At 38.6% G+C, this 26,287-nt stretch carries 29 protein-coding genes; 19 read left to right on the top strand and 10 right to left on the bottom strand.

The window, feature by feature from the left end; translation table 11 throughout:
- The first annotated feature begins 47 nt into the window (after positions 1-47).
- Both IHV12_RS09815 and IHV12_RS09810 read left to right on the top strand, forming a co-directional pair.
- Entirely contained in the window at positions 48-620 is a 573-nt protein-coding gene (locus IHV12_RS09815) for a BsuPI-related putative proteinase inhibitor (RefSeq protein ID WP_197126985.1), read from the top strand.
- A gap of 250 nt (positions 621-870) precedes the next feature.
- On the top strand, positions 871-3,015 hold the full coding sequence (locus IHV12_RS09810; RefSeq protein WP_197190741.1) for an ATP-dependent Clp protease ATP-binding subunit: 2,145 nt from the start codon (positions 871-873) through the stop codon (positions 3,013-3,015).
- 180 nt (positions 3,016-3,195) lie between these two features.
- Here the strand turns inward: IHV12_RS09810 and IHV12_RS22635 are convergent, their stop codons facing one another.
- Positions 3,196-3,285 (bottom strand): putative holin-like toxin, encoded by a 90-nt coding sequence (locus tag IHV12_RS22635; protein WP_222122228.1) that lies wholly within the window; start codon positions 3,283-3,285, stop codon positions 3,196-3,198.
- 409 nt (positions 3,286-3,694) lie between these two features.
- Here IHV12_RS22635 and IHV12_RS09805 point away from each other — a divergent pair, with 409 nt between their 5' ends.
- Entirely contained in the window at positions 3,695-4,324 is a 630-nt protein-coding gene (locus IHV12_RS09805; protein ID WP_231620701.1) for a hypothetical protein, read from the top strand.
- A 374-nt stretch (positions 4,325-4,698) separates the two neighbouring features.
- Here IHV12_RS09805 and IHV12_RS09800 read toward each other — a convergent pair whose 3' ends face one another.
- On the bottom strand, positions 4,699-4,887 hold the full coding sequence (locus tag IHV12_RS09800) for a hypothetical protein (protein WP_197126987.1): 189 nt from the start codon (positions 4,885-4,887) through the stop codon (positions 4,699-4,701).
- A gap of 201 nt (positions 4,888-5,088) precedes the next feature.
- On the opposite strand from IHV12_RS09800, the gene IHV12_RS09795 reads away from it, so the two are divergent.
- The 3 genes from IHV12_RS09795 to IHV12_RS09785 all read left to right on the top strand — a co-directional run bounded on the left by IHV12_RS09795 (position 5,089) and on the right by IHV12_RS09785 (position 8,617).
- The gene (locus tag IHV12_RS09795; protein WP_197190740.1) at positions 5,089-7,491 is read left to right on the top strand and encodes a penicillin acylase family protein; all 2,403 of its coding nucleotides are present in this window, start codon (positions 5,089-5,091) and stop codon (positions 7,489-7,491) included.
- Positions 7,492-7,577: 86 nt separating this feature from the next.
- On the top strand, positions 7,578-7,868 hold the full coding sequence (locus tag IHV12_RS09790) for a hypothetical protein (protein WP_197128255.1): 291 nt from the start codon (positions 7,578-7,580) through the stop codon (positions 7,866-7,868).
- A gap of 410 nt (positions 7,869-8,278) precedes the next feature.
- Entirely contained in the window at positions 8,279-8,617 is a 339-nt protein-coding gene (locus IHV12_RS09785) for a VOC family protein (protein WP_197126989.1), read from the top strand.
- A gap of 71 nt (positions 8,618-8,688) precedes the next feature.
- Here IHV12_RS09785 and IHV12_RS09780 read toward each other — a convergent pair whose 3' ends face one another.
- The gene (locus IHV12_RS09780; RefSeq protein WP_197190739.1) at positions 8,689-8,940 is read right to left on the bottom strand and encodes a hypothetical protein; all 252 of its coding nucleotides are present in this window, start codon (positions 8,938-8,940) and stop codon (positions 8,689-8,691) included.
- Positions 8,941-9,137: 197 nt separating this feature from the next.
- Between IHV12_RS09780 and IHV12_RS09775 the strand changes: the two genes are divergently transcribed.
- Positions 9,138-9,374 carry an HPr family phosphocarrier protein gene (locus IHV12_RS09775; RefSeq protein WP_197190738.1) on the top strand — a complete coding sequence of 79 codons (237 nt, stop codon included), beginning with the start codon at positions 9,138-9,140 and terminating at the stop codon, positions 9,372-9,374.
- A 45-nt stretch (positions 9,375-9,419) separates the two neighbouring features.
- On the opposite strand, the gene IHV12_RS09770 is transcribed toward IHV12_RS09775, so the two are convergent.
- Complete coding sequence (locus IHV12_RS09770; RefSeq protein ID WP_197126992.1) at positions 9,420-9,578, bottom strand: hypothetical protein; 159 nt, start codon at positions 9,576-9,578, stop codon at positions 9,420-9,422.
- A gap of 171 nt (positions 9,579-9,749) precedes the next feature.
- On the opposite strand from IHV12_RS09770, the gene IHV12_RS09765 reads away from it, so the two are divergent.
- Positions 9,750-10,382: a YitT family protein gene (locus IHV12_RS09765; protein ID WP_231618098.1), complete on the top strand. Its 633-nt coding sequence runs from the start codon at positions 9,750-9,752 to the stop codon at positions 10,380-10,382.
- Positions 10,383-10,433: 51 nt separating this feature from the next.
- On the opposite strand, the gene IHV12_RS09760 is transcribed toward IHV12_RS09765, so the two are convergent.
- Entirely contained in the window at positions 10,434-10,607 is a 174-nt protein-coding gene (locus IHV12_RS09760; RefSeq protein ID WP_191753127.1) for a YjcZ family sporulation protein, read from the bottom strand.
- Between the two features lie 180 nt (positions 10,608-10,787).
- On the opposite strand from IHV12_RS09760, the gene IHV12_RS09755 reads away from it, so the two are divergent.
- Positions 10,788-11,087 (top strand): hypothetical protein, encoded by a 300-nt coding sequence (locus IHV12_RS09755; protein WP_231618099.1) that lies wholly within the window; start codon positions 10,788-10,790, stop codon positions 11,085-11,087.
- A gap of 318 nt (positions 11,088-11,405) precedes the next feature.
- Positions 11,406-11,576: an aspartyl-phosphate phosphatase Spo0E family protein gene (locus IHV12_RS09750; RefSeq protein WP_370568694.1), complete on the top strand. Its 171-nt coding sequence runs from the start codon at positions 11,406-11,408 to the stop codon at positions 11,574-11,576.
- On the opposite strand, the gene IHV12_RS09745 is transcribed toward IHV12_RS09750, so the two are convergent.
- The gene (locus IHV12_RS09745) at positions 11,577-11,771 is read right to left on the bottom strand and encodes a hypothetical protein (RefSeq protein WP_197126994.1); all 195 of its coding nucleotides are present in this window, start codon (positions 11,769-11,771) and stop codon (positions 11,577-11,579) included.
- Positions 11,772-11,927: 156 nt separating this feature from the next.
- Here IHV12_RS09745 and IHV12_RS09740 point away from each other — a divergent pair, with 156 nt between their 5' ends.
- The 7 genes from IHV12_RS09740 to IHV12_RS09710 all read left to right on the top strand — a co-directional run bounded on the left by IHV12_RS09740 (position 11,928) and on the right by IHV12_RS09710 (position 22,322).
- Positions 11,928-12,764 carry an aldo/keto reductase gene (locus IHV12_RS09740; protein WP_197190737.1) on the top strand — a complete coding sequence of 279 codons (837 nt, stop codon included), beginning with the start codon at positions 11,928-11,930 and terminating at the stop codon, positions 12,762-12,764.
- Between the two features lie 315 nt (positions 12,765-13,079).
- Positions 13,080-14,030, top strand: coding sequence for a ring-cleaving dioxygenase (locus IHV12_RS09735; protein WP_197190736.1), 951 nt, complete (start codon positions 13,080-13,082; stop codon positions 14,028-14,030).
- Complete coding sequence (locus tag IHV12_RS09730) at positions 14,027-14,635, top strand: alpha/beta hydrolase (protein WP_197126997.1); 609 nt, start codon at positions 14,027-14,029, stop codon at positions 14,633-14,635. Before IHV12_RS09735 ends, IHV12_RS09730 begins: the two co-directional genes overlap by 4 nt.
- 156 nt (positions 14,636-14,791) lie before the next feature.
- Positions 14,792-15,403, top strand: coding sequence for a flavin reductase family protein (locus IHV12_RS09725; protein WP_197190735.1), 612 nt, complete (start codon positions 14,792-14,794; stop codon positions 15,401-15,403).
- Positions 15,404-16,050: 647 nt separating this feature from the next.
- Positions 16,051-20,400 (top strand): S8 family peptidase, encoded by a 4,350-nt coding sequence (locus tag IHV12_RS09720; RefSeq protein ID WP_197190734.1) that lies wholly within the window; start codon positions 16,051-16,053, stop codon positions 20,398-20,400.
- 169 nt (positions 20,401-20,569) lie between these two features.
- Positions 20,570-21,592 (top strand): fatty acid desaturase, encoded by a 1,023-nt coding sequence (locus IHV12_RS09715; RefSeq protein WP_197127000.1) that lies wholly within the window; start codon positions 20,570-20,572, stop codon positions 21,590-21,592.
- A gap of 250 nt (positions 21,593-21,842) precedes the next feature.
- Positions 21,843-22,322 carry a hypothetical protein gene (locus IHV12_RS09710; protein ID WP_197127001.1) on the top strand — a complete coding sequence of 160 codons (480 nt, stop codon included), beginning with the start codon at positions 21,843-21,845 and terminating at the stop codon, positions 22,320-22,322.
- A gap of 42 nt (positions 22,323-22,364) precedes the next feature.
- Here IHV12_RS09710 and IHV12_RS09705 read toward each other — a convergent pair whose 3' ends face one another.
- On the bottom strand, positions 22,365-22,598 hold the full coding sequence (locus tag IHV12_RS09705) for an XRE family transcriptional regulator (RefSeq protein WP_197190733.1): 234 nt from the start codon (positions 22,596-22,598) through the stop codon (positions 22,365-22,367).
- A gap of 266 nt (positions 22,599-22,864) precedes the next feature.
- On the opposite strand from IHV12_RS09705, the gene IHV12_RS09700 reads away from it, so the two are divergent.
- A complete protein-coding gene (locus IHV12_RS09700) occupies positions 22,865-23,290 on the top strand; it encodes a MarR family winged helix-turn-helix transcriptional regulator (RefSeq protein WP_197190732.1) in 426 nt (141 codons plus the stop codon).
- Positions 23,291-23,361: 71 nt separating this feature from the next.
- Here IHV12_RS09700 and IHV12_RS22870 read toward each other — a convergent pair whose 3' ends face one another.
- The 3 genes from IHV12_RS22870 to IHV12_RS09690 all read right to left on the bottom strand — a co-directional run bounded on the left by IHV12_RS22870 (position 23,362) and on the right by IHV12_RS09690 (position 25,351).
- A complete protein-coding gene (locus tag IHV12_RS22870; RefSeq protein ID WP_255520062.1) occupies positions 23,362-23,484 on the bottom strand; it encodes a hypothetical protein in 123 nt (40 codons plus the stop codon).
- Between the two features lie 174 nt (positions 23,485-23,658).
- Complete coding sequence (locus IHV12_RS09695; RefSeq protein ID WP_197190731.1) at positions 23,659-24,447, bottom strand: class I SAM-dependent methyltransferase; 789 nt, start codon at positions 24,445-24,447, stop codon at positions 23,659-23,661.
- Positions 24,448-24,556: 109 nt separating this feature from the next.
- Positions 24,557-25,351: an FkbM family methyltransferase gene (locus IHV12_RS09690; RefSeq protein ID WP_197190730.1), complete on the bottom strand. Its 795-nt coding sequence runs from the start codon at positions 25,349-25,351 to the stop codon at positions 24,557-24,559.
- A 222-nt stretch (positions 25,352-25,573) separates the two neighbouring features.
- Here IHV12_RS09690 and IHV12_RS09685 point away from each other — a divergent pair, with 222 nt between their 5' ends.
- Positions 25,574-26,275: a vanadium-dependent haloperoxidase gene (locus IHV12_RS09685; RefSeq protein ID WP_197190729.1), complete on the top strand. Its 702-nt coding sequence runs from the start codon at positions 25,574-25,576 to the stop codon at positions 26,273-26,275.
- The last annotated feature ends 12 nt before the right edge of the window (positions 26,276-26,287 follow it).

Raw genomic sequence — 26,287 nt, 5'->3', positions numbered from 1 at the left:
AACATGAAATTCCGTATATATGCCCAAACTAACAAGTGAGGTGAAGAATGATGAGAAAATGTTGGATCAACAAATGGCATGTTATACTGATCATATTATGTATTTCGATAGTCGCTACAGGCTGTGGGAACAGTGACAGCCAAAACCAATCCGAGGGGAGAGAGCAACCGGTGATAGGTGATGGTAAAGAAGATAATAAAAAGAAACAAAGTCCTAAGGATGGCAATGAAGAGCGATCTGGACAAGATGGTCAGAACGGTATCGTTGCAGGAAATATTGAAGGTACAATCAAGGTTCAAGAACAGCAGAACGCAAAAGGTATCCTATTTCGGTATGAGTTAAAAAATCAAACAGAAAAAGAGAAGGTATTTCAATTTTCATCCAGTCAAAAGTTTGATTATGTAATCAAAGACAAGAATGGAAAAGTTGTTTATCAATACTCTAAAAATCATATGTTCATGCAGGTTCTCACTTCATTAAAGTTGAAGCAAGCGGATGTTTTTACGCAAGACATTTTAGTGAATAATCTTGAGCCAGGTTCATATACACTTGAAGTGTGGTTAACGCCAACTGGAGAAACAGAAGATTACAGACAAAAAATCACTTTTAATTGGAACTGATTTGGGGAAGAGATGAGTTAAGAGCTCATCTCTTTTTGTTATTTTTAACAGTCAAACAAAATACTTGAAAGTCAAAAAAGGTCAAAGTATAATATGATTAAAGGTGAAAGGTCAAAGAAAGTCAAAGTCAAATTTTGAGCAATCAAACCAAAACACCTTAACCAAAAAAGTTGCGAAACGAAAAGCATAACGTTATAATCGCAAATAATTTATACAAATTTTCTAAAAATCTAAATAGGGGGTTACAATTATGCGTTGTGAACAATGTGAAGTTAATCCTGCTACGATTCAAATGAGTATTTCGATGAATAAAGAAAAGAAACAATTTGTGCTCTGCTCGGATTGTTACCATAAAGTAAAACAAGAAATGACTACTGGAGGAGGAATGAATATGAACTTTTCTTCTTTCGATGATATTTTTCAACAGATGATGAATGGACAAGCTTTTGCAGATCAGTCTAACGGTCATCAGCATCAACAAACACAAAAAGGAAAACGAGGCGGAGGCTTCCTAGATAAATTTGGCCGTAACTTAACAGATGCGGCAAAGGCAGGAATCATCGATCCCGTAATCGGACGTGATCAAGAGGTACGTCGTGTTATCGAAATATTGAACCGTCGTACAAAAAATAACCCGGTATTAATCGGGGAGCCAGGTGTAGGTAAAACAGCAATTGCTGAAGGCTTAGCTACTAAAATTGTAGAAGGTAATGTACCAGCAAAGCTACTGAACAAAGAAGTGTACTTGTTAGATGTTGCTTCACTCGTTGCAGATACTGGCGTAAGGGGTCAGTTTGAGGAAAGAATGAAACAACTTATTGCTGAACTTCAAAAACTCAAGAATGTGATTCTCTTTGTAGATGAGGTCCATCAGATCGTGGGAGCCGGTTCTGCTGAAGGATCTATGGATGCAGGAAACATTTTGAAACCAGCACTTGCTCGTGGTGAACTTCAGATGGTTGGTGCTACAACACTCAAAGAATATCGCCAAATTGAAAAAGATGCAGCGCTAGAGCGCCGCTTCCAGCCTGTTATTGTTAACGAACCGACACCTGTTGAAGCGTTTGAGATCCTTAAAGGACTTGCTTCACGATATGAAGACTATCACCAAGTTAAATTTACAGAAGAAGCTTTAAAAGCTTGTGTTACATTATCACATCGTTATATTCAAGACCGCTTCTTGCCAGATAAAGCGATTGACCTTATGGATGAAGCAGGTTCTAAGAGCAACCTGCAACATATTACGATTGAGAAATCTTCAATTGAAGAGCGCTTGGAGGAACTCGTTAAAGAAAAAGAAAAAGCTGCTGCAGATGAAAATTATGAACTCGCAGCTAAGCTTAGACAAGAAGAATTAGTACTCGATGAGAAACTTAAAACACAAGAAGAAGATAAAAAGGCAGCAATTGTTCAAGTAGAGGATATTCAACATATCGTTGAACAAAAAACAGGAATTCCAGTTCGTAAACTGCAAAGTGATGAACAGTCTAAGATGAAAGAGCTAGCTGCAAAACTTTCAGCTCAAGTAATCGGACAAGATGAAGCAGTTGAAAAGGTAGCAAAAGCTATCCGCAGAAGTCGTGCAGGGTTAAAAGCGAAAAAGCGTCCGATCGGTTCCTTCCTATTTGTAGGACCAACGGGTGTAGGTAAAACAGAATTAACGAAAACATTAGCTAAAGAAATCTTTGGCGATGAAGACAGCATGATTCGTCTCGACATGAGTGAATATATGGAGAAACACGCAGTTTCTAAGTTGATCGGTTCACCTCCAGGATATGTGGGACATGAAGAGGCTGGACAACTAACAGAACAGATTCGCCGTAAGCCATATAGCATACTGTTGCTCGATGAGATCGAAAAAGCTCATCCAGATGTACAGCACATGTTTCTTCAAATCATGGAAGACGGTAGATTGACCGACAGCCAAGGACGTACGGTAAGCTTTAAGGATACTGTGATCATCATGACAAGTAATGCCGGTTCAGCTGTAAAACAAACAAAGAAACTAGGGTTTAATACAGAAGAGGTTGAAAAAGAGACGCAGATTCTAGACTCTTTAGGTGGCTACTTCAAACCAGAGTTTCTAAACCGTTTTGATAGCATCGTTCAATTCCAGTCTTTAAAAGAAGAACACCTTGTGAAGATTGTTGATTTGATGCTGCAAGATCTTTCTGTTCAACTCCAAGAGCAAAACATCTCGATCTCAGTTACTTTTGCTGCAAAACAGAAGCTTGCGAAACTAGGGTATCATCCAGCTTTCGGAGCAAGACCACTTCGTCGTATCATTCAAGAGCACATCGAAGATAAAATTGCAGATGTTCTTTTAGATGACGAGAGCGTCGAGAAGCTAACAGTAAATGTTTCAGAAGGGCAGATTGTCGTCAAGAAAGCATAGACTAGCTACGATTGTATAAAAAACAGTTAAAACTAAAAACCTTGCTCGGAGAGTATCTCCAGCAAGGTTTTTGTTTTACAATTCATAGAAAGGGTAATTCTAGCTTTTAGATAAATTTATCCGAAAAAATAAGCCATGCATCTGCATGGCAGAATGAATAAAAAATAAAACTCTCTGTCTTTATGAATCATCTTTGGAGCGGATTATGGTAAGAACAAGCATTGAAAAACCAATCATGAGTGACATCGCTTCAAATACTGTCATCCCCATCCCTCCTTGCAAATTAGGAGTAAGACTCGTACAGAAACTAGAGAAGGAAAAGTATTGTATGTTTACCATTTTATCCCGATTTGAAAAATGATACAAGAATCGGAAAGACTATTTCTAATAACACTATTTAGGTCAATAGGATTATTTTACCAATATTATTTTCGATCAAAAATCGAATTCTTTTTCTATTTTAACTGGGGTGAACCAAAAGACCTATAAATAATTAATTTTAAAATATTTTAGATAACAGGTGTAGCTAGGAACATCACGAAAAGAAATATAAATAAGCTAAATACGAAGAGCAAACACTTTCTTTTCATTTTTTCATCCCCCTTGTGTATATCAATGTATAAAAAAATGACATTGTTCATGACTATTATTCAAGGAAAATTTTAAGGAGGATTAATCGTTGGACACATCTTATGTTTGGTATGTCAGTTATGGATCTAATTTAATGGAGCATCGTTTTTTATGTTATATTCTTGGCGATCAGCCGGAAGGTTCTACTCAACGGGAAAGAGGCTGCAGAAACCCAGCCATGCCGCTGAAGAACGGCAAAGCAGTTCTGCCATATCCCCTGTATTTTGCAAGAGAGCGAACGAAGTGGGGGGAAGGTGGGGTTGCCTTTATCGGCCATGAAAGAAATGAAGCTTACGAGACGTTTGGGAGAAAGTATTTGGTCACTGTTGAGCAGTTTTTAGATGTTACAGCCCAAGAAAACAGCTGTGATGAAATAGAGGCTGATCTGGAGGAAGTCATCAAAAAAGAATATATTCACTTTGGCCAAGGCTGGTATAGTCGAATGGTCTATTTAGGCGAGGACCAAGGATATCCGATGGTTACATTCACTTGCAATCTTGATATGCATGAACAGGATTTGAATCCACCGCCAGCAACTTATCTTATTACGATCGCAAAAGGGCTTAGTCAGATAGGTCTATCTTGCGGTGAAGCGGTAAAATATTTTGCTCAAACCCCTGGAATTGCAGGTCGAATGAAGGATGAAGAGATTGAAAATATCATTAAGACGTATTTTTAGCATGACAAAAGCTAGATAACTTGGCCAACCACCGCCTAATTTTCCGATTAAAGGGTTGAACATAGGCCAAGCGGTATACGTCTAATGGAACTTACTAGATTTAAAAATCGATGAGATAATAAAGTCCCCTATACATATAGAGGTGCTTCCTTTAGCGAAGCACCTCTTTTTTTTATGGCTCTTTTCAAAAGGTTGGCCTTTAGTTGTTTTTCGAAGGAGTTCATTTCCGTTCGGGACTGCTCGCTTTCCTTTGGGCAGACAAGCAATTCTGATGTAAAATTCCTTTTTGGATGCCAAGCTTAGAAACGCGCAGGTGGTAGGCGACACTACCACACATTTCAAAGCTTTAAGGCGTTAACACATTTTTTATTAACTTATGCATTCATTTTTATTTGCTTAATAGAGATGATTCCAGCAGGGCAGTTAAATTGTTCTGCGATTAATTTTTTCACTTGTTCGTGGAGATTGGCTTTGCTTGGATAGATATTAACAATCACGATGTTGCCTTCAGTAATTTTTTCCTCACCATGACTAAGTTGGAAATCCACTACAATTTTAGCCATCTTAATTCTCCTTATCTTTTATGTCATAAACTGCTTGTTGAAATATTCGACATTTTTCTGAGAATCCTGTCTTTATTTAGAGAAATTAGGCGAAAAGTATGGAGGTTTTTCAATCCATTTACTTTTATCAATTTTTTACAGGGGAAATCCGTCACATTATAGAATGTAATTAGGAAGATTGTAGTGGCAGGGGGTCTATAGGTGGAGAGTGCGCTTCAGAAAAAAAAGTCTGTTAAACGATTATCTTGGAAAAAAGGTTTACTTATCATCGGAATTGCTATCGTTGTCATATTAGCAGCAGCAGCAGGGACTGCCTATTTTTTGCTTCAAAAAAGTAAACCCATAATTAATGGATCAATTTCTCTAAACGGACTAGATGCAACGGTAGATGTTTACAGAGATAGAGACGGTGTTCCTCATATTGAAGCGACCTCAATGAAGGACCTATTTATGGCTCAGGGCTTTGTAACGGCTCAAGACAGGTTGTTTCAAATGGATTTGAGCAGAAGACAAGCATCGGGAATGCTCAGTGAGGTTATTGGGGAAAAGACACTTACCCGTGATAAGTTTTTTAGAACACTTGGTTTGAGAAGAGCAGCAGAAGCTTCTTATGATAAATACTCTCCAGAAATGAAACGATATCTCTCATGGTATGCAGATGGTGTGAACGCTTATATGAACCAAGCGAAGAAAGATAACACACTACCCATCGAATTTTTGCTCGTTGGATATGAGCCGGAGAGATGGACGCCGGTTGATTCGCTCGTGATCGGTAAATACATGGCTTTTGACCTTGGTGGACATTGGGAAGGTCAAGCCTTTCGATATTATCTAACGGAAACCTTCTCAAAAGAAAAAGCTCTGGACTTATTTCCAGGATATCCAGAAGATGCACCAACGATAATAGAAGATCTACAGACTGAAGGAATTGATTTTGAAAAAAGTTTCGCGGGATCGGTTATTCCAAACCATCATAATGGTAGTAATAACTGGGTAGTTGCGGGCAGTAAAACGAAATCTGGAAAACCGCTTCTTGCCAACGATCCACACCTTTCGCTTGGTACTCCTTCTATTTGGTATCAAGCTCATCTGAAAGCTCCGGATTATGAAGTTTCTGGTGTAATATTTGCGGGAATTCCAGGTATCATTGTGGGCCATAACAAAACGATCGCATGGGGTGTTACGAACGTAGGACCAGATGTTCAGGAACTATACGTAGAAAAGAGAAACCCGAAGAATGCTTATGAATTTCAATACTTAGCAAACTGGGAAAAAGCTGATGTGGTTAAAGAAAGAATTAAAGTTAAGGATAAAATGGATGTGGATCACGAGGTAGTTATCACGAGGCATGGACCTGTAATTTCAGAATTTGCACATCATGATAAACCAGGTACAGCCCTTTCATTAAAATGGACAGCTCTTCAACCTTCAAAGGAGCTCGAAGCTGTAATTATGATGAACCGCTCTAAAAATTGGAATCAGTTCGAAAAAGCACTGGAATCATTTCATACACCGGCGCAGAATTTTGTATTTGCTAGTACAGATGGAACGATTGCTTATAAAGCAAACGGTTTGATACCCATTCGTAAACAAGACTATACGTCAATTCCTGTTCCTGGATGGACCGACCAATATGAATGGGAAGGGTACATCCCGTGGGATGAACTGCCAACAAGCGTTAATCCTGAAAAAGGATATATTGCGACAGCCAACAATAAAGTCACTGCTGATTCGTATCCTTATCATATTTCAGATACATTTGCTCAACCATATAGACAACAACGGATCGTAGAAGTACTTGAAGGGAAAGAAAAACTTACGGCAAAAGACATGCAATCTCTGCAGTTCGATCAAAAAAACAAGCAAGCAGAAGAAATGCTACCTATTTTTTTGCAACAAGTTATGAAAAAGCCGCTGAACGATAAGGAACAAGATGTTTTAGCACTTCTGAAAAATTGGAATAGATCGGACAGCAAGGAAAGTGCAGCTCCATTAATCTTTCATATCTGGATGAGCCATTTTAGTGATGAGTTGTTTAAGGATGAAATCAGTGAAGAGATGCTTAAAATGTTTGACGGTAGAGAACAAGTAGTGGACGAACTGATAAGAAAAGCGAACTCTGGAGAACCCGGACCTTGGATCAATGAGAATGGTGGATTAGAAAAAGTCACCCAACGATCTTTTGAATCGATGATGACCTTTTCAACAGAAAAATTTGGTGAAGATTCATCAAAGTGGGAATGGGGAGATTTCCATACCTTAACATTTGAACACCCTCTTGCTGCAATTAAACCTTTAAATCTGTTATTTAATCCGGATAAACAAAGTATGGGTGGGAGTAGAGTGACAGTGGGTGTAGCCGGATGGGATCGTGAAACTGGAAGCATCACGCATGGTGGAGCTTGGCGCTCAGTGATTGATATGTCTGATACGTCAAGGTCGTATCACGTGGTCGGACCAGGTCAATCCGGTCATGTTCTGAGTCCATGGTACAGTGATCAAGTGGAAGATTGGGCCACTGGCAAGTATCACGAAACAGCATTAATTAAGAAAGAATGGCCAGAAAATCAACATCTCGTTTTGCGACCATTTGGAGAAAAATAAAAACCGATAGACTCTTGTCTCTGTCAAAATAACAGGTTGGACATATGGTGTAGAGAAGGCAAAAACAAGCTGGGAGGTTTACCCCATTGTCATACCAAACGTATCACCTGTGCCGTCGTTATATAGGCAGATCGGTATATATTGATTGTCATTGTGGCACACGATATCATGGTGTTCTTAAACACGTAGATGAGAGTAAAGCGTATATTCTACCGTATAGTTCAGAAGGTCAGGACGAGAGCAGCAACCGCTTCTTCTTTGCACCAGCATTAGTAGGACTAACACTTGGAACTATCGCAGGTCTAGCACTAGCACCTCGACCTTATCCAATCTATCCTGTCTATCCGCCATACCCATATCCGCCGTATCCGTATTAAGTTTTATAAGACTGAATTCATACTACACTTTGCGTGTAGATGGATCAGTCTTTTATTTTGTTAATCAGTGTGTTCTTTTATTAATGGTTGTTTTTTTAGATACATTGGTGCTTTACGAAAGAGTTGAGATCCCTATACATTTGCATGCTCTCTATGTTTCGTAAGAAGAGCTTCCTGCCAGTATATGCGCATTAGGAGTCTCATCATCTTTACCTTCAACCAACTTGCATAGTAGCAAAAGAAAACTTCCAAAAGCGGGAGACCTTTAGTAAAGAGCGTGATAAATAGTGCTTTTTTATAAAAGAGAGCAGGAAATGAAGAATAAGAGAGGGAATTTAACGAATACATAAAATTAAAATCGAATATAAATCTAGCACATGATCACGAATTTTTTACGAGGGGGTATTGGTATGAAGCTCGCGTTTTTGTTTCACCCAGTAAAAGATTTACATGAGTCGCAGCAATATTATGAAGGTCTAGGGATGACTGAAGCCTGGCGAGAAGGAAATCAAGTACTTGGAATGTCGATGAAAGATTGTGAAGTACAGCTGATGATAGAAGAAGATGAGCATGATCTTGGACCAGGCGGTGTGTTTTTAGTAGATAGTGTTGATGACTTTTATCATGAACATGAGGGTAAGCTGAATTTTGTTAAACTACCTTGTACAATTCCTCCGGGAAGGTATGCCATCTATCGAGATGCAACAGGAAATCCAATACGCATTATTGATTCTACGAATAAAGACTAAATAAGGGTGAATAAACACCATTCAACTTTGAATGGTGTTTTTATTTGCTATTTTTTTTTGCGGAATTTAGCCTAGTGATAAAAATCATCGTTTTCATTTAATGCGGGATCATGCAGATCGCCAACGAAATTTAACAAACTGTCACCTTCAAAATAAAAAGGCTCGGTATCTTCTAACCAGCTTCTATATTCCTGGAAATCTTGATCAAAGTCTCCCGAAAAGAAACGGTGAGCTACTTCGTTTGTTAAAGTATCTATGATCACGATCCCTCTGTAACTCTGGCGATCGGGTTCATCATAATCGCATGCTATGTAATAAGCCATAATCTTACTCCTTTTTAAGTCATACTCATAATGTTGCAATTTAGTTCTTTTTTCATACCATTATTTTTCAGTTTCTTCATAAATTAAATGCATAAGCCATAAAACTCTAACATGGGGTTAAAACGTTCTTTACATTTCGCTAGTAAAATAAAAAATGAAGAGGACTGAAAGAGGGTCATACAATGAAAACATATTTTATGGTACAAGAGAAAATCAGACCAACTTGGATTCATGAAATGGTCATTAAAGCGAATGAGTTTGAACAATGCCAGATCTTTTTTGAGTGCAATACGTTAAGAATCAATGCAAAAAGCCACCTTAGTATGAGTCTTTTAAATGGCATGCAAGGGGTGTGTTGTGTTTCTGCAACTGGAGAAGATAGCAGGGGTGCAGTTGATGCCTTACGCAGTCTTGGAACAGGTTCATTATCATAAAAATATATAAGACCATAAAAAAAGCAGTCATCCGACTGCTTTCTTTTATTTGCTCTTTTTTGGTTGAACAGTTGCTCGGTTTTCCTGAAATTTCTTTTGAATATAGACATCTCCAACTACTGATCGTGCTTGTTCAGCTTCTTTGTGCTCTTCGCGCGCTTTTTGCTCAAGCATCTCAATTTCTCTTTTGTTGTGTTGTGTCAATTTTCTTGTCCACCTTTCTGCTGCTTCCACATTTCGTGTTATTCCCGCAAAAGAGATGAACAGGGCCCTATTCCTCTAAAAAGGAGTAATCAATAAAAAGGTATGATTCGTATTTAACTTATATGTGTTTTATTTTTGAAACAGCTTGCATTTTAGGTGAAGAGGACTAATATGAAGGAAGGAATAAACAACGAAAGAGAAAGGGTTTTTGTTTTGCAGCGAATCATGTGGTTAACGTTTGGTGCTTTTTTGCAAGGACTAGCTATGGCAGCTTTTCTTTTTCCTCACCATATACCTTCTGGGGGTGTAGCGGGTATTGCTATATTAAATGATTATTTTTTCGATGTATCACTTGGTTTAACGTTATGGTCGATAAATTTTGGACTATTGCTGTTGGCAATAAAGAAACTCGGAAAGCAAACCGCATTATGGACCATCTATAGTGTGGCTGTCACATCCATCGTTGTGGATTGGCTGACTCCTCAGATCACCAACCCTTTAAACGGAACACTTGTAGATGTTGTGTACGGAGGTATTATCTTCGGAACAGGAGTGGGTATTCTCTTTCGATTCGGTGCATCTTCAGGTGGTATGGATATCGTTGCTTTAATTCTTTCTTATTGGACGGGTAAGAAGCCAGGAACCATTCTTTTTTGTATCAATAGTGTTGTATTGTTAGGTACATCGTTAATGTTAGGCATTGAGATTATAGTATTCGCTTTAATGTGCCAGTGGATCAGCACAAGGCTTATCGATTTTGTAAGAACGGTATCCCTTAAGAGAACAGCAAAACCATATATGTAAACAAAAGAGGTGCGGATACCATATCCGCACCTCTTTTTACTGCATATAAAATTAGCAGTCTTTGCCTTTATATGCCCACGAACAGCCAACAATAATGAGAAGGACAAATAGAACTACTATGATCGCAAAACTCTTGCCATAACCTCCGCCACCACAATAACTATATCCGCCACCATATACTGGTGCGTTTGCAAGTGAAGCATTTACCGGTGAATTTGCATACATTCTAAAAACTCCTCCTTATAAGTGTACTTTCGACTTCGATACAGTATATGTAAACTCCGGAAAGCGTGTATGGACAAATGATTAGATTTTAAGGAAATAGGCATATGTAATAATTGAAAAGAAAATGAGATGTTACGATATTATATAAATGGGGTAAATGTAAGCAAGGAGGCGTTATTCATGCAAACTACAACTCAAACTCAAATGAAAACAACGAGTAAATTATTGAAAACACAATCTTGGGCCCTGATCGGTCTTGGTACAGGAGCATTAGTGTGGCTGTCCTTTAAACCAAACCGTATTAAAACTAAAATGAAATTTAAAGATATGAAACGCAGAGTTCGACCAGATCACATTGATCGTACGCAGCTACCTATTAATAAAGCAGGTCATCCTGATCCAATGGATGTTGATGACAACAAGATGGTAGAAGAAGGAGCAATGTACTCTGTAAACTATTTCAATGACAAAAAAGGTTAAAAGGATGGGAAGTAGCCCATCCTTTTTTTTTGAGCCTGAAATAGTAGCCCTAAGCATCGATTCTATAATAAAACAATAAAAAACATACGATTCTTTATTAGTATTATTACTAGTTTCAAACTCAAGAAAGTCGACGAATGCGGCTGAATCTTGGATCATATTGAAGGATATCTTAGGTATTTCTGACGATATAGCATGAAAAAATTGTCCACTTTTGTAACATTACTTCTTCTTTTGGTGAATCTATTTTCAAGGATAAAAAAAGCGTTCATAATAAGCAAGAGGTATATAAAAATGACACAAGAGGAGCGGATTTTCGTGGAGAAAAAAGAATGGAATAACTCTCTTCTCATGGAATGTATAAAAGAAAAAAAAGAGAAGCTGGTAGAAGTTGCGGATCGCAATGGCTTAACCAGCAATGAAACGGTTAAGTGTAGTCAAGAGTTAGATGTTTTGCTGAATGTGTATCAAAGACAATTTTCTTTTTAATTATCGTTTATTGAAGATGAGTTCATCTGTTAGTTGATCGATACGAAGTAGAATCGCTTTTTTTGTTACTAAAGGATAGTTACAGTGAAACTCTGATAAAAGTTCACGTATCTCCTGAATCAGGGTAAATTCTTGTTCAGGCATAGATTTAGATGATTCGCTTTTGGTCTTAAAATGAATCAGATTGTCCTTCACACCAACACCCCATTTTCATATTGTGTTGGATACTACTTCCATAGAAGGATTTAAATCCCTTCTAAAAGTCGAAATGTTTCCTTTATACAGCAGAATGTGACAATATCTTTTTGAGGGAACAAAATTCAGCTCTAAAAATGGGAGGCTATTAAACAGATGACTACGATTAAATCATTGCAAGATACGACGGTCTTGAACAACGGAGTAGAGATGCCGTGGTTCGGACTTGGTGTATTTAAAGTTGAAGAAGGACAAGAAGTAATTGATTCTGTTAAATGGGCAATCGAAGCGGGCTATAAGAGTATTGATACAGCAGCCATCTACAAAAATGAAGAAGGTGTTGGACAAGCGTTAAAAGAAGCAGGTGTTCCTCGCGAAGAATTGTTCATCACGACTAAAGTATGGAATAAAGATCAGGGTTATGAGTCAACGCTCGCAGCGTTCGAAGAGAGCATGAGCAAACTTGGACTTGAGTATCTTGATCTATATCTCGTTCACTGGCCGGTAAAAGGAAAGTATAAAGAAACATGGCGTGCACTTGAAAAGCTTTACAAGGATGGAAAAGTAAAAGCGATTGGTGTGTCTAACTTCCAAGTGCATCACTTAGAAGACATCTTAGCTGATTGTGAGATCAAACCGATGGTGAACCAGGTAGAATACCATCCACGTTTGGCACAAAAAGAGCTTCTGTTGTTCTGTAAAGATAACAACATTCAACTCGAAGCATGGAGCCCACTCATGCAAGGGGAGCTGCTAGATGAGCCATCATTAGTCGAACTAGCAGAGAAATACGGAAAATCTGTAGCGCAAATCATCCTTCGTTGGGATGTTCAAAACGGCGTTGTAACGATTCCTAAATCTGTTAAACAACACCGCATCGTAGAAAATGCAGATATCTTTGATTTTGAATTATCGCTTGAAGATATGGCGAAGATTGATGCGTTAAATGAAGATCGACGCATCGGCCCAGACCCAGATAACTTCGACTTCTAATAAGGGGTCTGACCCCAAACAAATACAACAATTCACATTTTGTCCACGTGGAATCTACAGATTCCACGTGGATTTTTTTATTTCTGACATGGAAGAGTGGTGGCAATATACGAACTAAATGTTGTTCTTCCCACGTATTAAGGGTATAGGCTTAAATAAACTGTGGTACGTCCATAATGAGTAGGATTAAAAGAAATGATACATATTCTAAGTATCGAAAACAATCGAATATAGTTACTTGACAAAAGTAAGTGTTAAATCATATACTTAACTTACAAAAAATAAGTTACATGAAGTTGAAAGGATGTAAAGGATATGACGATGCGTACAGATGGAATTCACCATATAACTGCGATTGTTGGTAACCCTCAAGAAAATGTAGATTTTTATGCGGGTGTACTAGGGCTTAGACTTGTTAAAAAAACAGTAAACTTTGATGATCCAGGGACGTATCATCTCTATTTTGGAGATGAAGGAGGGAGCCCAGGAACCATCATGACGTTTTTCCCTTGGCCAGATGCTTATAGAGGTAGAGTTGGTTCGGGCCAAGTTGGAACTACATCTTTTGTTGTACCCGAAGGCTCTTTACCTTTTTGGGAAGAAAGACTCGTGAAGTTCGCCGTAGAGTATAAAAAGACAGTCCGTTTTAAAGAAGAATATCTAGAATTTCTCGATCCTCATGGATTGCGTCTAGAAATTGTTGCAAGACAAGAAGGCAAGAATAGCGAATGGTCATTTGGCGAGGTTACTCCTCAACATGCAATAAAAGGATTTGGTGGAGCAGTACTTCTGTCAGCAGCTCCACAGGCAACCGAACAAGTTCTTACAGAAGTGATGGGGTTAGAAAAAATAGGGCAAGACGGTGATTACATCCGGTTTCATGCGAAAAGTGACATTGGGAACGTAATTGATGTTAAACGATCGCCTGAAGCAAGAGGAGTGAGCGGAGTAGGTACAGTTCATCACATCGCCTGGCGAGCTTCTTCCTACGAAGAACATGAACTATGGCAGCAACATGTGAAACAAAAACAGTTTCAAGTAACCGAAATCATTGACCGACAATATTTTAACGCTATTTATTTCCGTGAAGAAGGCGGCATACTCTTTGAAATAGCAACTGATCCACCAGGGTTTACACGTGATGAACCAGAAGAAGAGTTAGGAAAGAAATTATTACTTCCACCATGGCTTGAGCCTCACCGTGAACAGATAGAGAATCACCTACTTCCGGCTGAAGCCAGAATTTTAAAGGAGGATAAACGATGATCCATCTATTTAATAAAGGAACAGATTTAAACAAGCCAGTACTTTTGTTATTACATGGTACAGGAGGAAATGAGAAGGACTTACTATCGTTAGCAGAAATGATCTCACCAGAATCCTCTGTACTGAGCGTAAGAGGAAATGTGTCTGAGAACGGTATGCCGAGATTTTTCCGCCGTCTATCAGAGGGTGTATTTGATGAAGAAGACCTAATCTTTCGTACAAAAGAGCTTTATGAGTTTATTGAAGAAGCAGCAGAAAAGTATGATTTTAATCGTGATCAAGTTGTGGCTGTTGGCTATTCAAACGGGGCTAACATTGCAGGAAGTTTAATTTTTCACTATGAAAAATCATTAAAAGGTGCTATCCTTCATCATCCGATGGTACCTAGACGCGGAATTGAGCTTCCCAACCTTGATGGACTTCCTGTTTTTATCGGGGCAGGAAAAAACGATCCAATCTGTCCGCCTCAAGAAACGGAAGAGTTGCACAAATTGTTGAACAACGCCGGCGCAAAAGTACATCTGAAATGGGATAACATGGGTCATCAGCTATCAAGAGCTGAGGTAGAAGAAGCGGCTGAATGGTTCAGCAAACATCTCTTATAAGTCATTTTTGTTAAAATTAAGTCAAAATATAAGACAAATAGATCATGATCGTTTATTTAGTGCTAAATGTCACAACTGAGTCATTCATAAGAACATATGGAATTCGACAAGTTCATGCTCATCGTATAAAAAACTGATTAAAGTGGGTGAAGATTCATGAAGTCCATCGATCCTCAAAATTTATCAATAAAAGAGAATTATAAGTTTCTAACCGGAAGTATTATTCCAAGACCGATTGCGTTCGTTACAACTCTTTCATCAGAAGGAGTGCTAAACGCTGCACCGTTCAGCTATTTTAATGCGTTAACTTCCGATCCTCCTTTAATCGCAATCTCTATTGGGAGGAAGGATGGTAAACGGAAGGATACGTCCCGAAATGCAGATGAGCTAGGTGAATTCGTGGTTCACATTCCAGACGAAACATATATAGAAGCTGTAAATATAACAGCTGCTAACTTAGAGCCAGATCAAAGCGAAGTTGAACTTGCGAATTTAACAAGGGTAAAATCGGTAAAAGTAGGTGTTCCTGGTATCGCTGAATCGAAAATACGTATGGAATGTGTTGTTGAACAGATCATTCCTCTAGGAGGCACACCCGACAGGCCATCTACTGATCTGTTAATCGGAAGAGTCGTTCATTATCATATTTCAGATGAACTTTATCACGATGGCAGAATTGATGCAGACAAGCTAAGGCCGGTTGGTAGATTAGCAGGAACGAATTACGTAAAGCTTGGAGAGATTTTTTCGTTAGAACGACCACAATAGTATTTAACCTTCCTCATAAAGAGGGAGGTTTTTTGTTTGTTTTCGAATGCTTTTACGAGATGAATATTGCCATAAAACGACATTTTATAAAAATCAAAGTTCAGATATTGTTACAAACTATTAAAATTTAAGTAATAGATTATAACTTTAATAGGTAAATATGCCGTTTTTTCCGACATAAGACCTGCATCCAAGAAAGGAAGAATGCCTCACTCATGAACTCGTAAATCTATCTAACTCAATGCAACTGTAAAAGCATAAAGAAAATATTGGAATTAATATAGTTTCTTTTTAACACAGATAAAGGGACTGAGTCCTCATTTTTCACTTACTTTATTTTATATTACAAAAATAAGTAGTTATGTACCGTGCCATAAGTTTTGCATACCAGAAAAAATAAGCAAAAAGAAAAAAATGACTAATCAAAAGTCACGGATTAGTAGAATAGCAGTCATACAAAGGATTTATTTTCCATTTACTAGTACTTTCTACGACAAAATATTACATAATCTTACATGACTGTTCCGTTAACCTTTATATAACAACAAAGAATTACTATATTTTCATAAAAATAACAGGAGGTGTGACAGAATTCTTGCTTAGGTTAGATCAACCAAAAAACAATAGACCAGGGAGGGAAAAGTTACATGAGTAAAAAACGAAGAAAAGTACGCTGGCTTTCCGTATTTTTAGCTTTTTTAATGATTGTTCCAATGATGTTCCCATCTCAAGCGAATGCTGCTACTACAAAAGGTAAGGCTTCTACTTCAGCGAAAGAGGCAGCATTAGACGGTAAGACGAGTAAGGTTGCAAAGAAACTGAACGAGCAATTCAGCAAGAAGGATAAAGTTACATTCCTCATTAAATTCAAAGAACAAGTAGATACGGCTGCAGTGGCGAAAAAAGCTGCTAAAGAAGCTAAATCTCAAAAACTCTCTTCTAAACAAACTAAACTTATGAAACGTTCAACGATCGTTTCAACACTTCGTGCAAACGCGCTAGAAACTCAACAGCACACGAAAAAATACTTAGAAAAACAAGAAAAAGCAGGTAAAGCTGAAAAAATCCAATCTTTTTATGTTGTTAACGGTATGGCCGTAACGGCGACAAAAGAAGTAATGGAAGAAATCGCAGCTTTCCCAGAAGTTGAAAAAGTGCTTCCAAACGAAACAAGACAGCTTATTCAACCTGTAAGTTCTGTAAAGCTTCCAGAAAAGCAACTTCCAAAATCATCACTACAGGTTCAACCGAAAAACGATACTTCTTCTATTGAATGGAATATCGAACGTGTCGGTGCTCCTGAAGTTTGGGGGATGGGTATCGATGGGGCTGGTACAGTTGTTGCCAATATCGACACAGGTGTTCAATGGAATCACCCTGCACTAAAAGAAAAATATCGCGGATTTGATCCTCAGAACCCTGATGCAGCTGATCATCAATTTAGCTGGTTTGATCCTGTCGGTGGACAAACGGCTCCATATGATGATGATGGGCATGGTACACATACGATGGGAACTATGGTAGGTGCTGAACCGAACGGAGGCAATCAGATCGGTGTTGCACCGGGAGCAAAATGGATCGCTGTTAAAGCGTTTTCCGCTTCAGGTGGAACGGATGCTGATCTACTTGAAGCCGGTGAGTGGATCTTAGCACCAAAAGATGCAGAAGGTAATCCACATCCTGAAAAAGCACCTGATGTTGTAAACAACTCATGGGGTGGCGGAGCAGGACTGGATGAATGGTATAGAGAGATGGTACAAGCTTGGCGTTCAGCTGAGATTTTCCCAGAATTCTCTGCAGGTAACACAACGATCTTTAACCCAGGTGGGCCAGGATCAGTTGCAAATCCTGCAAACTATCCAGAATCCTTTGCAACTGGTGCAACGGATATCAATAACACTTTAGCGAGCTTCTCACTGCAAGGACCTTCTCCATATGACGAAACAAAACCTGAGATCTCAGCTCCAGGAGTAAATATCCGTTCAGCGGTTCCGGGAAGTGCATATGAAGGTGGTTGGAATGGTACATCAATGGCCGGACCGCACGTTTCAGCAGTAGTTGCTTTATTGAAGCAAGCTGATTCGAGTCTGACTGTTGAAGAACTTGAAGAGATTTTATTAAATTCAGCAACTCCTCTTACAGATGCAACGTTCCCTGAGTCTCCTAACAATGGATATGGGCATGGACTTGTGAATGCATTTACAGCCGTATCTTCAGTAGTAACTGGATTAGGAAGAATCGAGGGAACCGTAACGAAAGAAGGAGAAGACAGTGAAGCTCCTTCCATCACACATGAAGGGCCAACTGAATCTTACAAAGAGATGCCATTAAATCTTGAAGCTGAAGTGTCAGATAACATTAGCGTTACTTCAGTTACATTGAGCTATCAGAACGAAGACGGAAGCTGGACAGATGTGGCTGCTGAACGTACAGGTGGAGATTATCAATCAGGTACGTACAGCGCTTCTATTCCAGGATCAGCATTAATGGGTGATTCCATTGTCTATAAATGGACAGCAATTGATTTTGGAGGAAGTTCCGTTTCAACTGATAATTATACAATAGCACTGCTACCTGGAATCTCTTCAGGATACAGTGAGGATTTTGAAGGAAATCCTACAGGCTGGACATCTTTTGGAGCAAATAACAGCTGGGAGCATGGTGTACCAACAAGCGGACCTGGTGCAGCATTCTCTGGTGAAAAGGTATATGCTTCAAGTCTTGCTGGAAACTATGCGAACAGTGCTAACATGACACTTGTTATGCCTCCTGTTGATCTTCCTGAAGGCAACACTTATCTTCAGTTCAAACAGTGGCACGATTTAGAGCGAAACTATGATTATGGACATGTATTCGTTTCAACAGATATGGAAAACTGGACACAAAAGCTTCGTGTAAACTCTACTTCCGGTGGTTGGATTGACGGGGAAGTAGATTTAAGTGAATATGCAGGACAACGCATTTACGTTGCGTTCAATGTAACTGCTGATAGTTCAGTCGTTAAAGCAGGCTGGTACCTAGATGATGTGAAGTTGCATGACCAACCGATCACACCAACGAAGAAAGCAAAACTTGGCGGATCACCAGCGGTTGAAAAAGCACCTATGTCACAAGCAAAACCAAAAGTAGATCCTTCTAAAATCAAGCCGATGAAACCTTCTTCTGAAAAAGAACCTTCAAAAGATGGTAATGGTGCTCCACTAGCTCTACCAATGAGAGCAGAAGTTAGTGTTCTTGAAACAGGACGTTCTGTTTATACGAATCCTCAAGATGGTTCGTACAGCTTAACACATGCGGCAGGAACGTACACGGTACAAGCTGAGGCGTATGGTTTCCGTTCGCAAACTCAATCAGTAACTCTTGAGGCTGACGGAACGGCACGTGCGAACTTTACACTAGAAGAAATTCCAAGAGGAACAGTCTCTGGTACGGTTACGAATGAAGTGACTGGAGAACCGATCTCAGGAGCTACTGTGATGCTCATGGAAGATGCTGCGATTGCACCTGTTCAAACGAATGAAGATGGTACGTATGAAATCTCTGCATACGAAGGCGAATACACGCTAAAAGTACTTGCACCTTCTTATTATGGAGAAGAAGTTTCTGTTACCATTTCTGGTGGCGATACAACGGATCAAGACATCGCGTTAAAACCTTTCATCGGTTACCCAGGTGAGATTGGGTATGACGATGGTACAGCTGAGAATGCTCGTGCATGGAATGCTGCAGGTAACGCTTGGGCAGTTAAGATGTCACTAGCAGATGGTAATGAAAAAGCAGCTGTAACTGGAGGACTATTCCGATTCTGGGATACTGAATGGCCAGTACCAGGTGGAACAGCATTCCAAGTAGCTGTATACGATGCGAGTGGACCAGATGGGACACCAGGTAAAAAGCTCGCTGGACCTTTTGATGCTACAGCATTACGTAATGGCGAGTGGACGCATGTTGACTTAAGTCAACATGGCATCATGGTAGAAGGGGACTTCTATATGGTGTACATCCAAAACTTTGCAAACCCTAACACACCAGGTCTTGCAACGGATGAAGATGGAGAGTGGTCAGGACGAAGCTTCCAAAGCTTGAGTGGGGCATGGTCTCAATCTCCAGAAGAAGAAGGTAACTATATGATCAGAGCGACTGTAAACTATGAAGTAACGGCACCATCCATTACTTCTCCAGTCGATGGATCGTTTACAAACGAAGAGAAAGTAACTGTAACAGGTAACGCTGCTCCAACCACTACAGTGGAAATCTACAGAGACGGAGAAGAAGTAGCTACTGCTGAAACGACAGACGAAGGTACGTTCTCTGCTGAAGTTATGTTAGAAGAGGGCGCTAATACGTTGACTGCCAAAGCAGTAACAGATAGTGGTTCAACAGATGAATCAGCTCCGGTAACTGTGACGCTGGATCAAACAAAGCCAAAAGTGAGTATCACATCACCGGCTGATGGTATGAAGACAAACCGTGAATCTGTAACCGTAAAAGGTACAGTTGATGAAACCAACCTTGATTGGGTTAAAGTTAACGGACAAAAAGCGCAAGTTGACGAAGATGGCAACTACAGTCACCGCATGCTTCTAAATGAAGGAGAAAATGTAATCAAAGTGGTTGCGCTTGATAAAGCTGGAAATCGCCACTCGAAGACTGTAACCGTTTATGCGAAGTTCGAAGCTCCAGTGGTTGAGAACTTGAAACCTGACACAGACAAAGAGCTGAAGAGCGGGGAGTCTGTGAAGATTGAATTTGACAGTGCACCAGGATTGGATGCAGTATTCGTTATCCATATGCCGCTTACAAATGCTGGTGGATTAGCAAATGCTACAGAGCTTCCGATGCGTGAAACGTCTGAAGGTCATTACGAAGGTTACTATACGGCAACTACAAATGTTAAGGCACCAGGTGCTGTAGTTGAAGTAATCGCTTCAGATGATTATGGCAACAAAACAAGTGAACGAGCATCAGGTAAGCTTTACATCAACGCGAAAAAATAAAAAAATAAAACTTTATTTTTCCGGCCTTCTCCCTTGTGAGAGGCCGGTTTTTACGTGGTTTTAGTACCAAGTCATATAATAAGTTCACAATTCGACAAATATAGGTGGGTGCTAAATTCAAAATATGTGATAAGATAGGGAAGATGTGAAGTTAAAGGAGACTGATTTAATGAGCGAACATTCGAAGTACGACATTCGTGAATGGAAGAAAAAATTAGCACCATTTGAGCGCCCGCGTATCTCAGCAAGTGTATGGCAGTTAGTTAATTCAGTAGGACCATTCTTGATTTTATGGGTTTTGGCTTATTTGAGTTTAAATATATCATTTTGGTTAACACTGCTTTGTGCAGTACCGGCAGCCGGCTTTTTAGTTCGAACATTTATCATTTTTCATGATTGCACACACTATTCTTTTTTCAAAAGCAGAAAAGCCAATCAGATCGTGGGTATTTTTACAGGTTTGTTTACGTTTTGTTCGTATGAACAGTGGAAGAATAGCCATGCAACACACCATGCCACGAACGGAAACCTTGAGAAACGTGGAGTTGGTGATGTATGGACAATGACGCTTCAAGAGTACGCAGAAGCTTCTTGGTTTAAACGGTTACAATACAGAACATACCGAAATCCGATCGTGCTCTTTTTGATCGGACCACTGTATATTTTCTTGATCGATTATCGATTTAATGCAAAGAATGCTTCAAAGAAAGAAAAAGTGCATGTTTGGTTAACGAATATCGCACTAGTAACGATCGTATTAGCTGTTGGATTTACGATCGGATGGAAAGCTTTCTTATTGGTTGAACTGCCGATCTTCTACATTGCTACTTTTTCAGGCGTATGGTTGTTTTATGTTCAGCATCAGTTTGAAGATGGTTATTTTGAACATAATGAAAAATGGAACTATGTTGAAGCAGCTCTTAAAGGAAGTTCGTTCTATAAGCTGCCAAAAGTATTACAATGGTTTACAGGGAACATCGGATTTCACCATGTGCACCATTTGAATTCTCGTGTGCCGAACTACCACTTGGAAAAAGCACACAAAAGTGATCCGAGACTACAAGATGTACCAACCCTCACGCTTCTTACTAGCTTAAAATCATTAACGTTTAAGCTATGGTGTGAACAGTCTAAGAAGTTTATCGGAAATCGTGATATTCGTAATTTCATTCGAAAAAATAGAGCAGCATAAAAACACTCAAGAGTCACTCCTCGCTACGTTAAAAAACGTGCGGAGAGTGACTTTTTTTACTTGAGGCTAGGCTGTAATCATAGCTCTCCTAGGGTAGTTGATTGCCATTCTAGGCACATACTCGTAACATTTCAAACAAATCCAGGTAATCTTCAAAAACAAATCAGACAATCATCTATAGGCACCTTTTACACACTTACTTTCATACTATACATACATGATGACTCCATTAGAAAGAAGGAGATATGAGATGAAGTTGAATGTTCAATATATTCATCTAACTAAAATTAAGCCGAATCATGCGATTAACTTAACAGATCATGTGAAGATGCTTAAAAATAGAATGTGGGATTCTATGCATATGCTTGTAGTCAAGAAAGATAAGAAGAATCGATTCAGTATTATTTGCGGAAATGACCGTTTTGAATATTTAACGAAGCACACAAAAAATAAATACGCGCTATGTATCATTGATGAACAACCTAGAAAAACAGAAATAAAGAATTTCTTACAGAGCTTAAGAGGTATGGGTAGGAAGGAACAAGATAAGAAATTATGCAAGAGGGTGAGTCCAGCCGCGCTTTCGATCATAAAGTGTTTCCTAAAAGAGAATCCGGGTTTTCATGAACTGTCATTTAGTCAACGATTAAAAGTACTCTTGCTTGCTTTTCGTTACAAAAGAACAGTAATAGGATCTATGAAGACAAAAGTAGAACATTTATTGGAGTAACATAAAAAAACAAGCACCTCATTTTAGTCTGAGGTGCTTGTATTAGTTCATATCCCATAAATCACTGAGTTTAGTTGTAGGTTCAACCTTTTTTACCGCATATAATATCTTTCGTATACATATCATTCTTGGATTTTTATTTGGATTGTAGGCGAGCTCTTCTATCGTTTGTCTTTCGATACCAGAAGTTCGGGTCAACCAATCAGTATCTTTATTATGCTGTTCGAGCCACATACCTAATTTGCTGCGTTTCTGCTCCACTCTGTACATATTCACTGATACCCCCAAACAATTTATTCACACATTTTATCTCTATAATTATGGGGTACCCGTATAGAATGGTAACTAAACCTAAATACTTGCATATGAATGAGTCTTTTTTACCAAAAACTTTTTTGAATCTACATAATGCGTCAAAAATAACACCATTTTCGGAAATGTAATTAGGTTAAAATACCTATTTAACATAAATGGATATTTCTTTAAAATTATTTAAATTTTCAGAAGTATGCCTTATAGTGAAATCAAGGTGGTGTTTATTTATGGAGGATGTCAGGGATCTACTGCAGAATTTGAGTAGAAAATATGAAACGTTGCAAAAGAACAGCTGTCGTTTAGTAGAAGAAAATCTAACATTAGCACATAGTCATATCCTTTATGAAATTAGCAAACACTCAAAGCCTACCATGCAACAGATTGCAGATAACGTTGGTGTTGATATTACGACATTCAGCAGGCAAGTGCAGTCTTTAGTAAAAATAGGTCTTGTGGAAAAAAGAGTGAATCCTAGTGACAGAAGAATTTTTTTCCTTGTATTAACAGAAAAAGGCGTGCATACGTTATCACATTTGAATATGATTTTAAGCACACGTCTAAATCAAAATATTGAAGGACTCTCTGAATTTGAAAAAAACACGATCATGCAAGCTCTAAAAATATTAACGAAAGCACTAAATTCACATAAATAAGAAAGAGTATCTGCTAAATCAGATACTCTTGTTTAATAAAGGATTATATGATGGCGATATCTTTATCTTTTTTAATGTTTGTCTTTCCTTGCTGAAAGAAGAAAATGGACAAGCAGCTGTTGAAGATGCTGATCTTGTATGTTTTTCTTTGTGAAATGACGTTTCACAAGATGACGGATGATCACTTCACTCATTTTCTTTTCCTCCCTTCTAGGTTTTCTCCATAATTCTCTCTCAATCGATAAATACCCTCTTTATTGTCGAAACAATAGTACAGCTTTCCTAGGAATGAATCGAACAAAGTGAAAACAGGACATTTGAAGGGGGATCTAAATGAATTATTCAATTGATAATACTTTATTATAAAACTATACGTCTTTCTTTTTGGCTAGAAATAATGCAACTGCATGTTTTTTAGAGATGATCCCTGAACCTTCCTCCAAAATTGCTTTCTCTATTTCTTGATAGAGGAGTTCTTTTTGTTCTGGAGGCAACAGTTGGTGACCAGAATGTGTATCTAATAGCCCTACATATTCTTTGGCGGTATAGGTTTGGTTCCACGTATAAGTATGTGTGCTTAAATCTTTAAAAGCACCTGACTGCAGCGTAAGTTCGTTTCGCTTCTCAGTAAATTCTGCTAGTGTAGGAGCACTGCTGTCTTCTAAATGAGGAGCAAATAAATCATAAGCTTTACGTATTGATTGGTAGACAGGTTCAAAAGAAGGAATGTGAACAAACCAAAAGAGCGCTAATACCCCATTAACTTTTAAAAGAGAAGCTGCTTTTCGATACCCAGTCTCTTGAGGAATAAAGTGAAAAGCTGTTCCAGAATAAACTAGGTCAAATTTGGCGTTTTCTGGATGATTCCAGTCTTCAAAACTAGAGTGAATCACGTGAAGAGTTGGAGACGATGAAAACTTTTTTCGAGTCAGCTCAACTAGGTTTTGTCCATGTTCAATACATGTGATTTTTGAGATGCCTTGTTTTACAAAACCTTCTGTAGCTTTTCCCGTTCCACTTCCTACCTCCAAAGAATTATGATCTGCATGAAGGTTTGCATACCGTATAATATCTGCGAAAAGCTTTGTTGGATAAGTCGGCCGGTATTTCTCATATGAATTGGCAACAAAGTTAAACGATTGTTTAAGCGAAGTCATCAAACATCAGCTCCCCATATTTTAAGGAAAATGATACCAAAAGAAACGTCGGCTGAATAGAGGGGATAAATAAAAAAAAGGTGCGCATTAGCCAACACCTAAACAGTTATTAAATTTTAAAGGCAGTAGTTGTGAAAAGTAGTTCTATTGGATCATCATCCATTAAAAGGGCTTGAAGTAATTTTGATTTTTCAATCCTTTCTGAGGATGACGTATAAATATAATCATACATATCTAAGCTTTGAATCAGTTTTTTTACTTTCTTTAGATAGGCTTTTTGTAGTTTCTTTTCTGAAGTGTCAGGACATCTCTTTCTCATCGAGCTTTTTAAAAATTCAGGATGAAGAGATAGGTAAAGGGGTGGCTTGTACCGTTTTAAATATTTCCGCATAGAGGGTATGAGTAGATATTCACCGCCTTCAATATCCATTTTGATGAGTGACAGATTGGTAATCTGATAATCCGACAGCAAGTCTTTTAGGGTACTTACTGAAACAGATTGAAAATCATCTGACAATGATCGAACGAGACTTGAACTAGAATCACCAAATCGTGTTCTTTTATATAAGTTCATCGTTCCTGACTTATAGGATAGGGCTTTGTTGATAGGCGTGATTTTTTGTTTGAGTTCTGGGTTTAACGTAATATTTGTTTTCAATGCTTCATAGGCTACTGAATCTGGTTCAACACCAAATGAATGTTTTGCTTTACTTGATGCATACAGTATAGTTGGTCCGATCCAAGAGCCGATATCTAAATAATTTTGATCAGGATGTAAGAAATGATCCAAGACTTCAAATGTAAAGTCCTCCCAATGATTGGGGAACACAGTGTGCCAAAAGTATGCAAACTGTTTATCGTCAGACACATTAAAGGATACATCTTTTTTTGTAACGTTCTTCAAATCATCCACCAACTTCCATTTAAAAAAGCTGTCACAAGCTGTAAGAGCTTGGCCAACTATACAACATTATATGTTTATACGACACTTAAGGAACTTGATTTACTCTTAATCTCTTTAATTGCAAAAAAATGTTTGTATAACCACTGTTTAAACAATTACCTTGTTCTAAAATTTTTGTCCATTGACATAACATGAGGTAATACATGAAACAGGGGGGATGAAATGAGAAGTTATTTGAGGTGGTCAAAAATACCTTATCCGGGCGAGAGCAATCCCCCGACTCCTGTAACCCCAGAAGCAGGTAATTGGCCGATGTTTTTCATCGCTCGAGAAGGTGATGCGTTTTTGGACCCTTTTCGAAACCAGATCACATGGAAAATCAAAGATCCTAATACAATTAATTGGGCCAATGAACTTCAAATTGTGCAACAGATGATGCAGCAGATAACGCCAGATCAGATACGCATTGCACAAATGTGGGCTGCTGGAGAAGTGAATAAACAGATTATTCCAATCGTATTTCAAATGATGGAAACATATGGGGTGGCTTCAACAAAAGCGGCCAGATTTTTAGCATTTTATCAAGCGGCAATCAATGATGCTTTCGTAATTACGTGGCATTTTAAATATCTTTGGGATGTAGCACGTCCTTGTCAATATGACCCAAACTTAAGAACGGTGTTAATGACTCCAAGGTTTCCGGGTTATCCCTCTGCACATGCTGTAATGGCTGGAGTTTCAGAACCTATACTAAGCTATTATTTTCCACAAGAAAGAAATCGCATCCACCTGCTCATGGAAGAGTGTGCGATGTCTAGATTATATGCAGGCGTTCATTTTAAAGTAGATAATGATGAAGGATTATCACTTGGAAGACAGCTCGGAGATATCGTAGTGAATTTAATACGATCGCAAAATATATAATGAAAGAATAAA

Source organism: Fictibacillus sp. 7GRE50, from assembly GCF_015903875.1.
GTDB classification, from domain to species: domain Bacteria; phylum Bacillota; class Bacilli; order Bacillales; family Fictibacillaceae; genus Fictibacillus; species Fictibacillus phosphorivorans.
The sequence above is the reverse complement of the archived record's forward strand: the minus strand, read 5'-3'. Positions and strand labels throughout refer to the sequence as shown.

What these genes read in the sequence shown, in the direction of transcription:
- IHV12_RS09815 (WP_197126985.1), top strand. Translation starts at nt 48, where the DNA reads ATGATGAGAAAATGTTGGATCAACAAATGGCATGTTATACTGATCATA.
- IHV12_RS09810 (WP_197190741.1), top strand. Translation starts at nt 871, where the DNA reads ATGCGTTGTGAACAATGTGAAGTTAATCCTGCTACGATTCAAATGAGT.
- IHV12_RS22635 (WP_222122228.1), bottom strand. Translation starts at nt 3,285, where the DNA reads ATGGGGATGACAGTATTTGAAGCGATGTCACTCATGATTGGTTTTTCA.
- IHV12_RS09800 (WP_197126987.1), bottom strand. Translation starts at nt 4,887, where the DNA reads ATGGCTAAAATTGTAGTGGATTTCCAACTTAGTCATGGTGAGGAAAAA.
- IHV12_RS09785 (WP_197126989.1), top strand. Translation starts at nt 8,279, where the DNA reads ATGAAGCTCGCGTTTTTGTTTCACCCAGTAAAAGATTTACATGAGTCG.
- IHV12_RS09780 (WP_197190739.1), bottom strand. Translation starts at nt 8,940, where the DNA reads ATGGCTTATTACATAGCATGCGATTATGATGAACCCGATCGCCAGAGT.
- IHV12_RS09775 (WP_197190738.1), top strand. Translation starts at nt 9,138, where the DNA reads ATGGTACAAGAGAAAATCAGACCAACTTGGATTCATGAAATGGTCATT.
- IHV12_RS09765 (WP_231618098.1), top strand. Translation starts at nt 9,750, where the DNA reads ATGAAGGAAGGAATAAACAACGAAAGAGAAAGGGTTTTTGTTTTGCAG.
- IHV12_RS09760 (WP_191753127.1), bottom strand. Translation starts at nt 10,607, where the DNA reads ATGTATGCAAATTCACCGGTAAATGCTTCACTTGCAAACGCACCAGTA.
- IHV12_RS09755 (WP_231618099.1), top strand. Translation starts at nt 10,788, where the DNA reads ATGCAAACTACAACTCAAACTCAAATGAAAACAACGAGTAAATTATTG.
- IHV12_RS09740 (WP_197190737.1), top strand. Translation starts at nt 11,928, where the DNA reads ATGACTACGATTAAATCATTGCAAGATACGACGGTCTTGAACAACGGA.
- IHV12_RS09735 (WP_197190736.1), top strand. Translation starts at nt 13,080, where the DNA reads ATGACGATGCGTACAGATGGAATTCACCATATAACTGCGATTGTTGGT.
- IHV12_RS09730 (WP_197126997.1), top strand. Translation starts at nt 14,027, where the DNA reads ATGATCCATCTATTTAATAAAGGAACAGATTTAAACAAGCCAGTACTT.
- IHV12_RS09725 (WP_197190735.1), top strand. Translation starts at nt 14,792, where the DNA reads ATGAAGTCCATCGATCCTCAAAATTTATCAATAAAAGAGAATTATAAG.
- IHV12_RS09720 (WP_197190734.1), top strand. Translation starts at nt 16,051, where the DNA reads ATGAGTAAAAAACGAAGAAAAGTACGCTGGCTTTCCGTATTTTTAGCT.
- IHV12_RS09715 (WP_197127000.1), top strand. Translation starts at nt 20,570, where the DNA reads ATGAGCGAACATTCGAAGTACGACATTCGTGAATGGAAGAAAAAATTA.
- IHV12_RS09710 (WP_197127001.1), top strand. Translation starts at nt 21,843, where the DNA reads ATGAAGTTGAATGTTCAATATATTCATCTAACTAAAATTAAGCCGAAT.
- IHV12_RS09700 (WP_197190732.1), top strand. Translation starts at nt 22,865, where the DNA reads ATGGAGGATGTCAGGGATCTACTGCAGAATTTGAGTAGAAAATATGAA.
- IHV12_RS22870 (WP_255520062.1), bottom strand. Translation starts at nt 23,484, where the DNA reads ATGAGTGAAGTGATCATCCGTCATCTTGTGAAACGTCATTTCACAAAG.
- IHV12_RS09695 (WP_197190731.1), bottom strand. Translation starts at nt 24,447, where the DNA reads ATGACTTCGCTTAAACAATCGTTTAACTTTGTTGCCAATTCATATGAG.
- IHV12_RS09685 (WP_197190729.1), top strand. Translation starts at nt 25,574, where the DNA reads ATGAGAAGTTATTTGAGGTGGTCAAAAATACCTTATCCGGGCGAGAGC.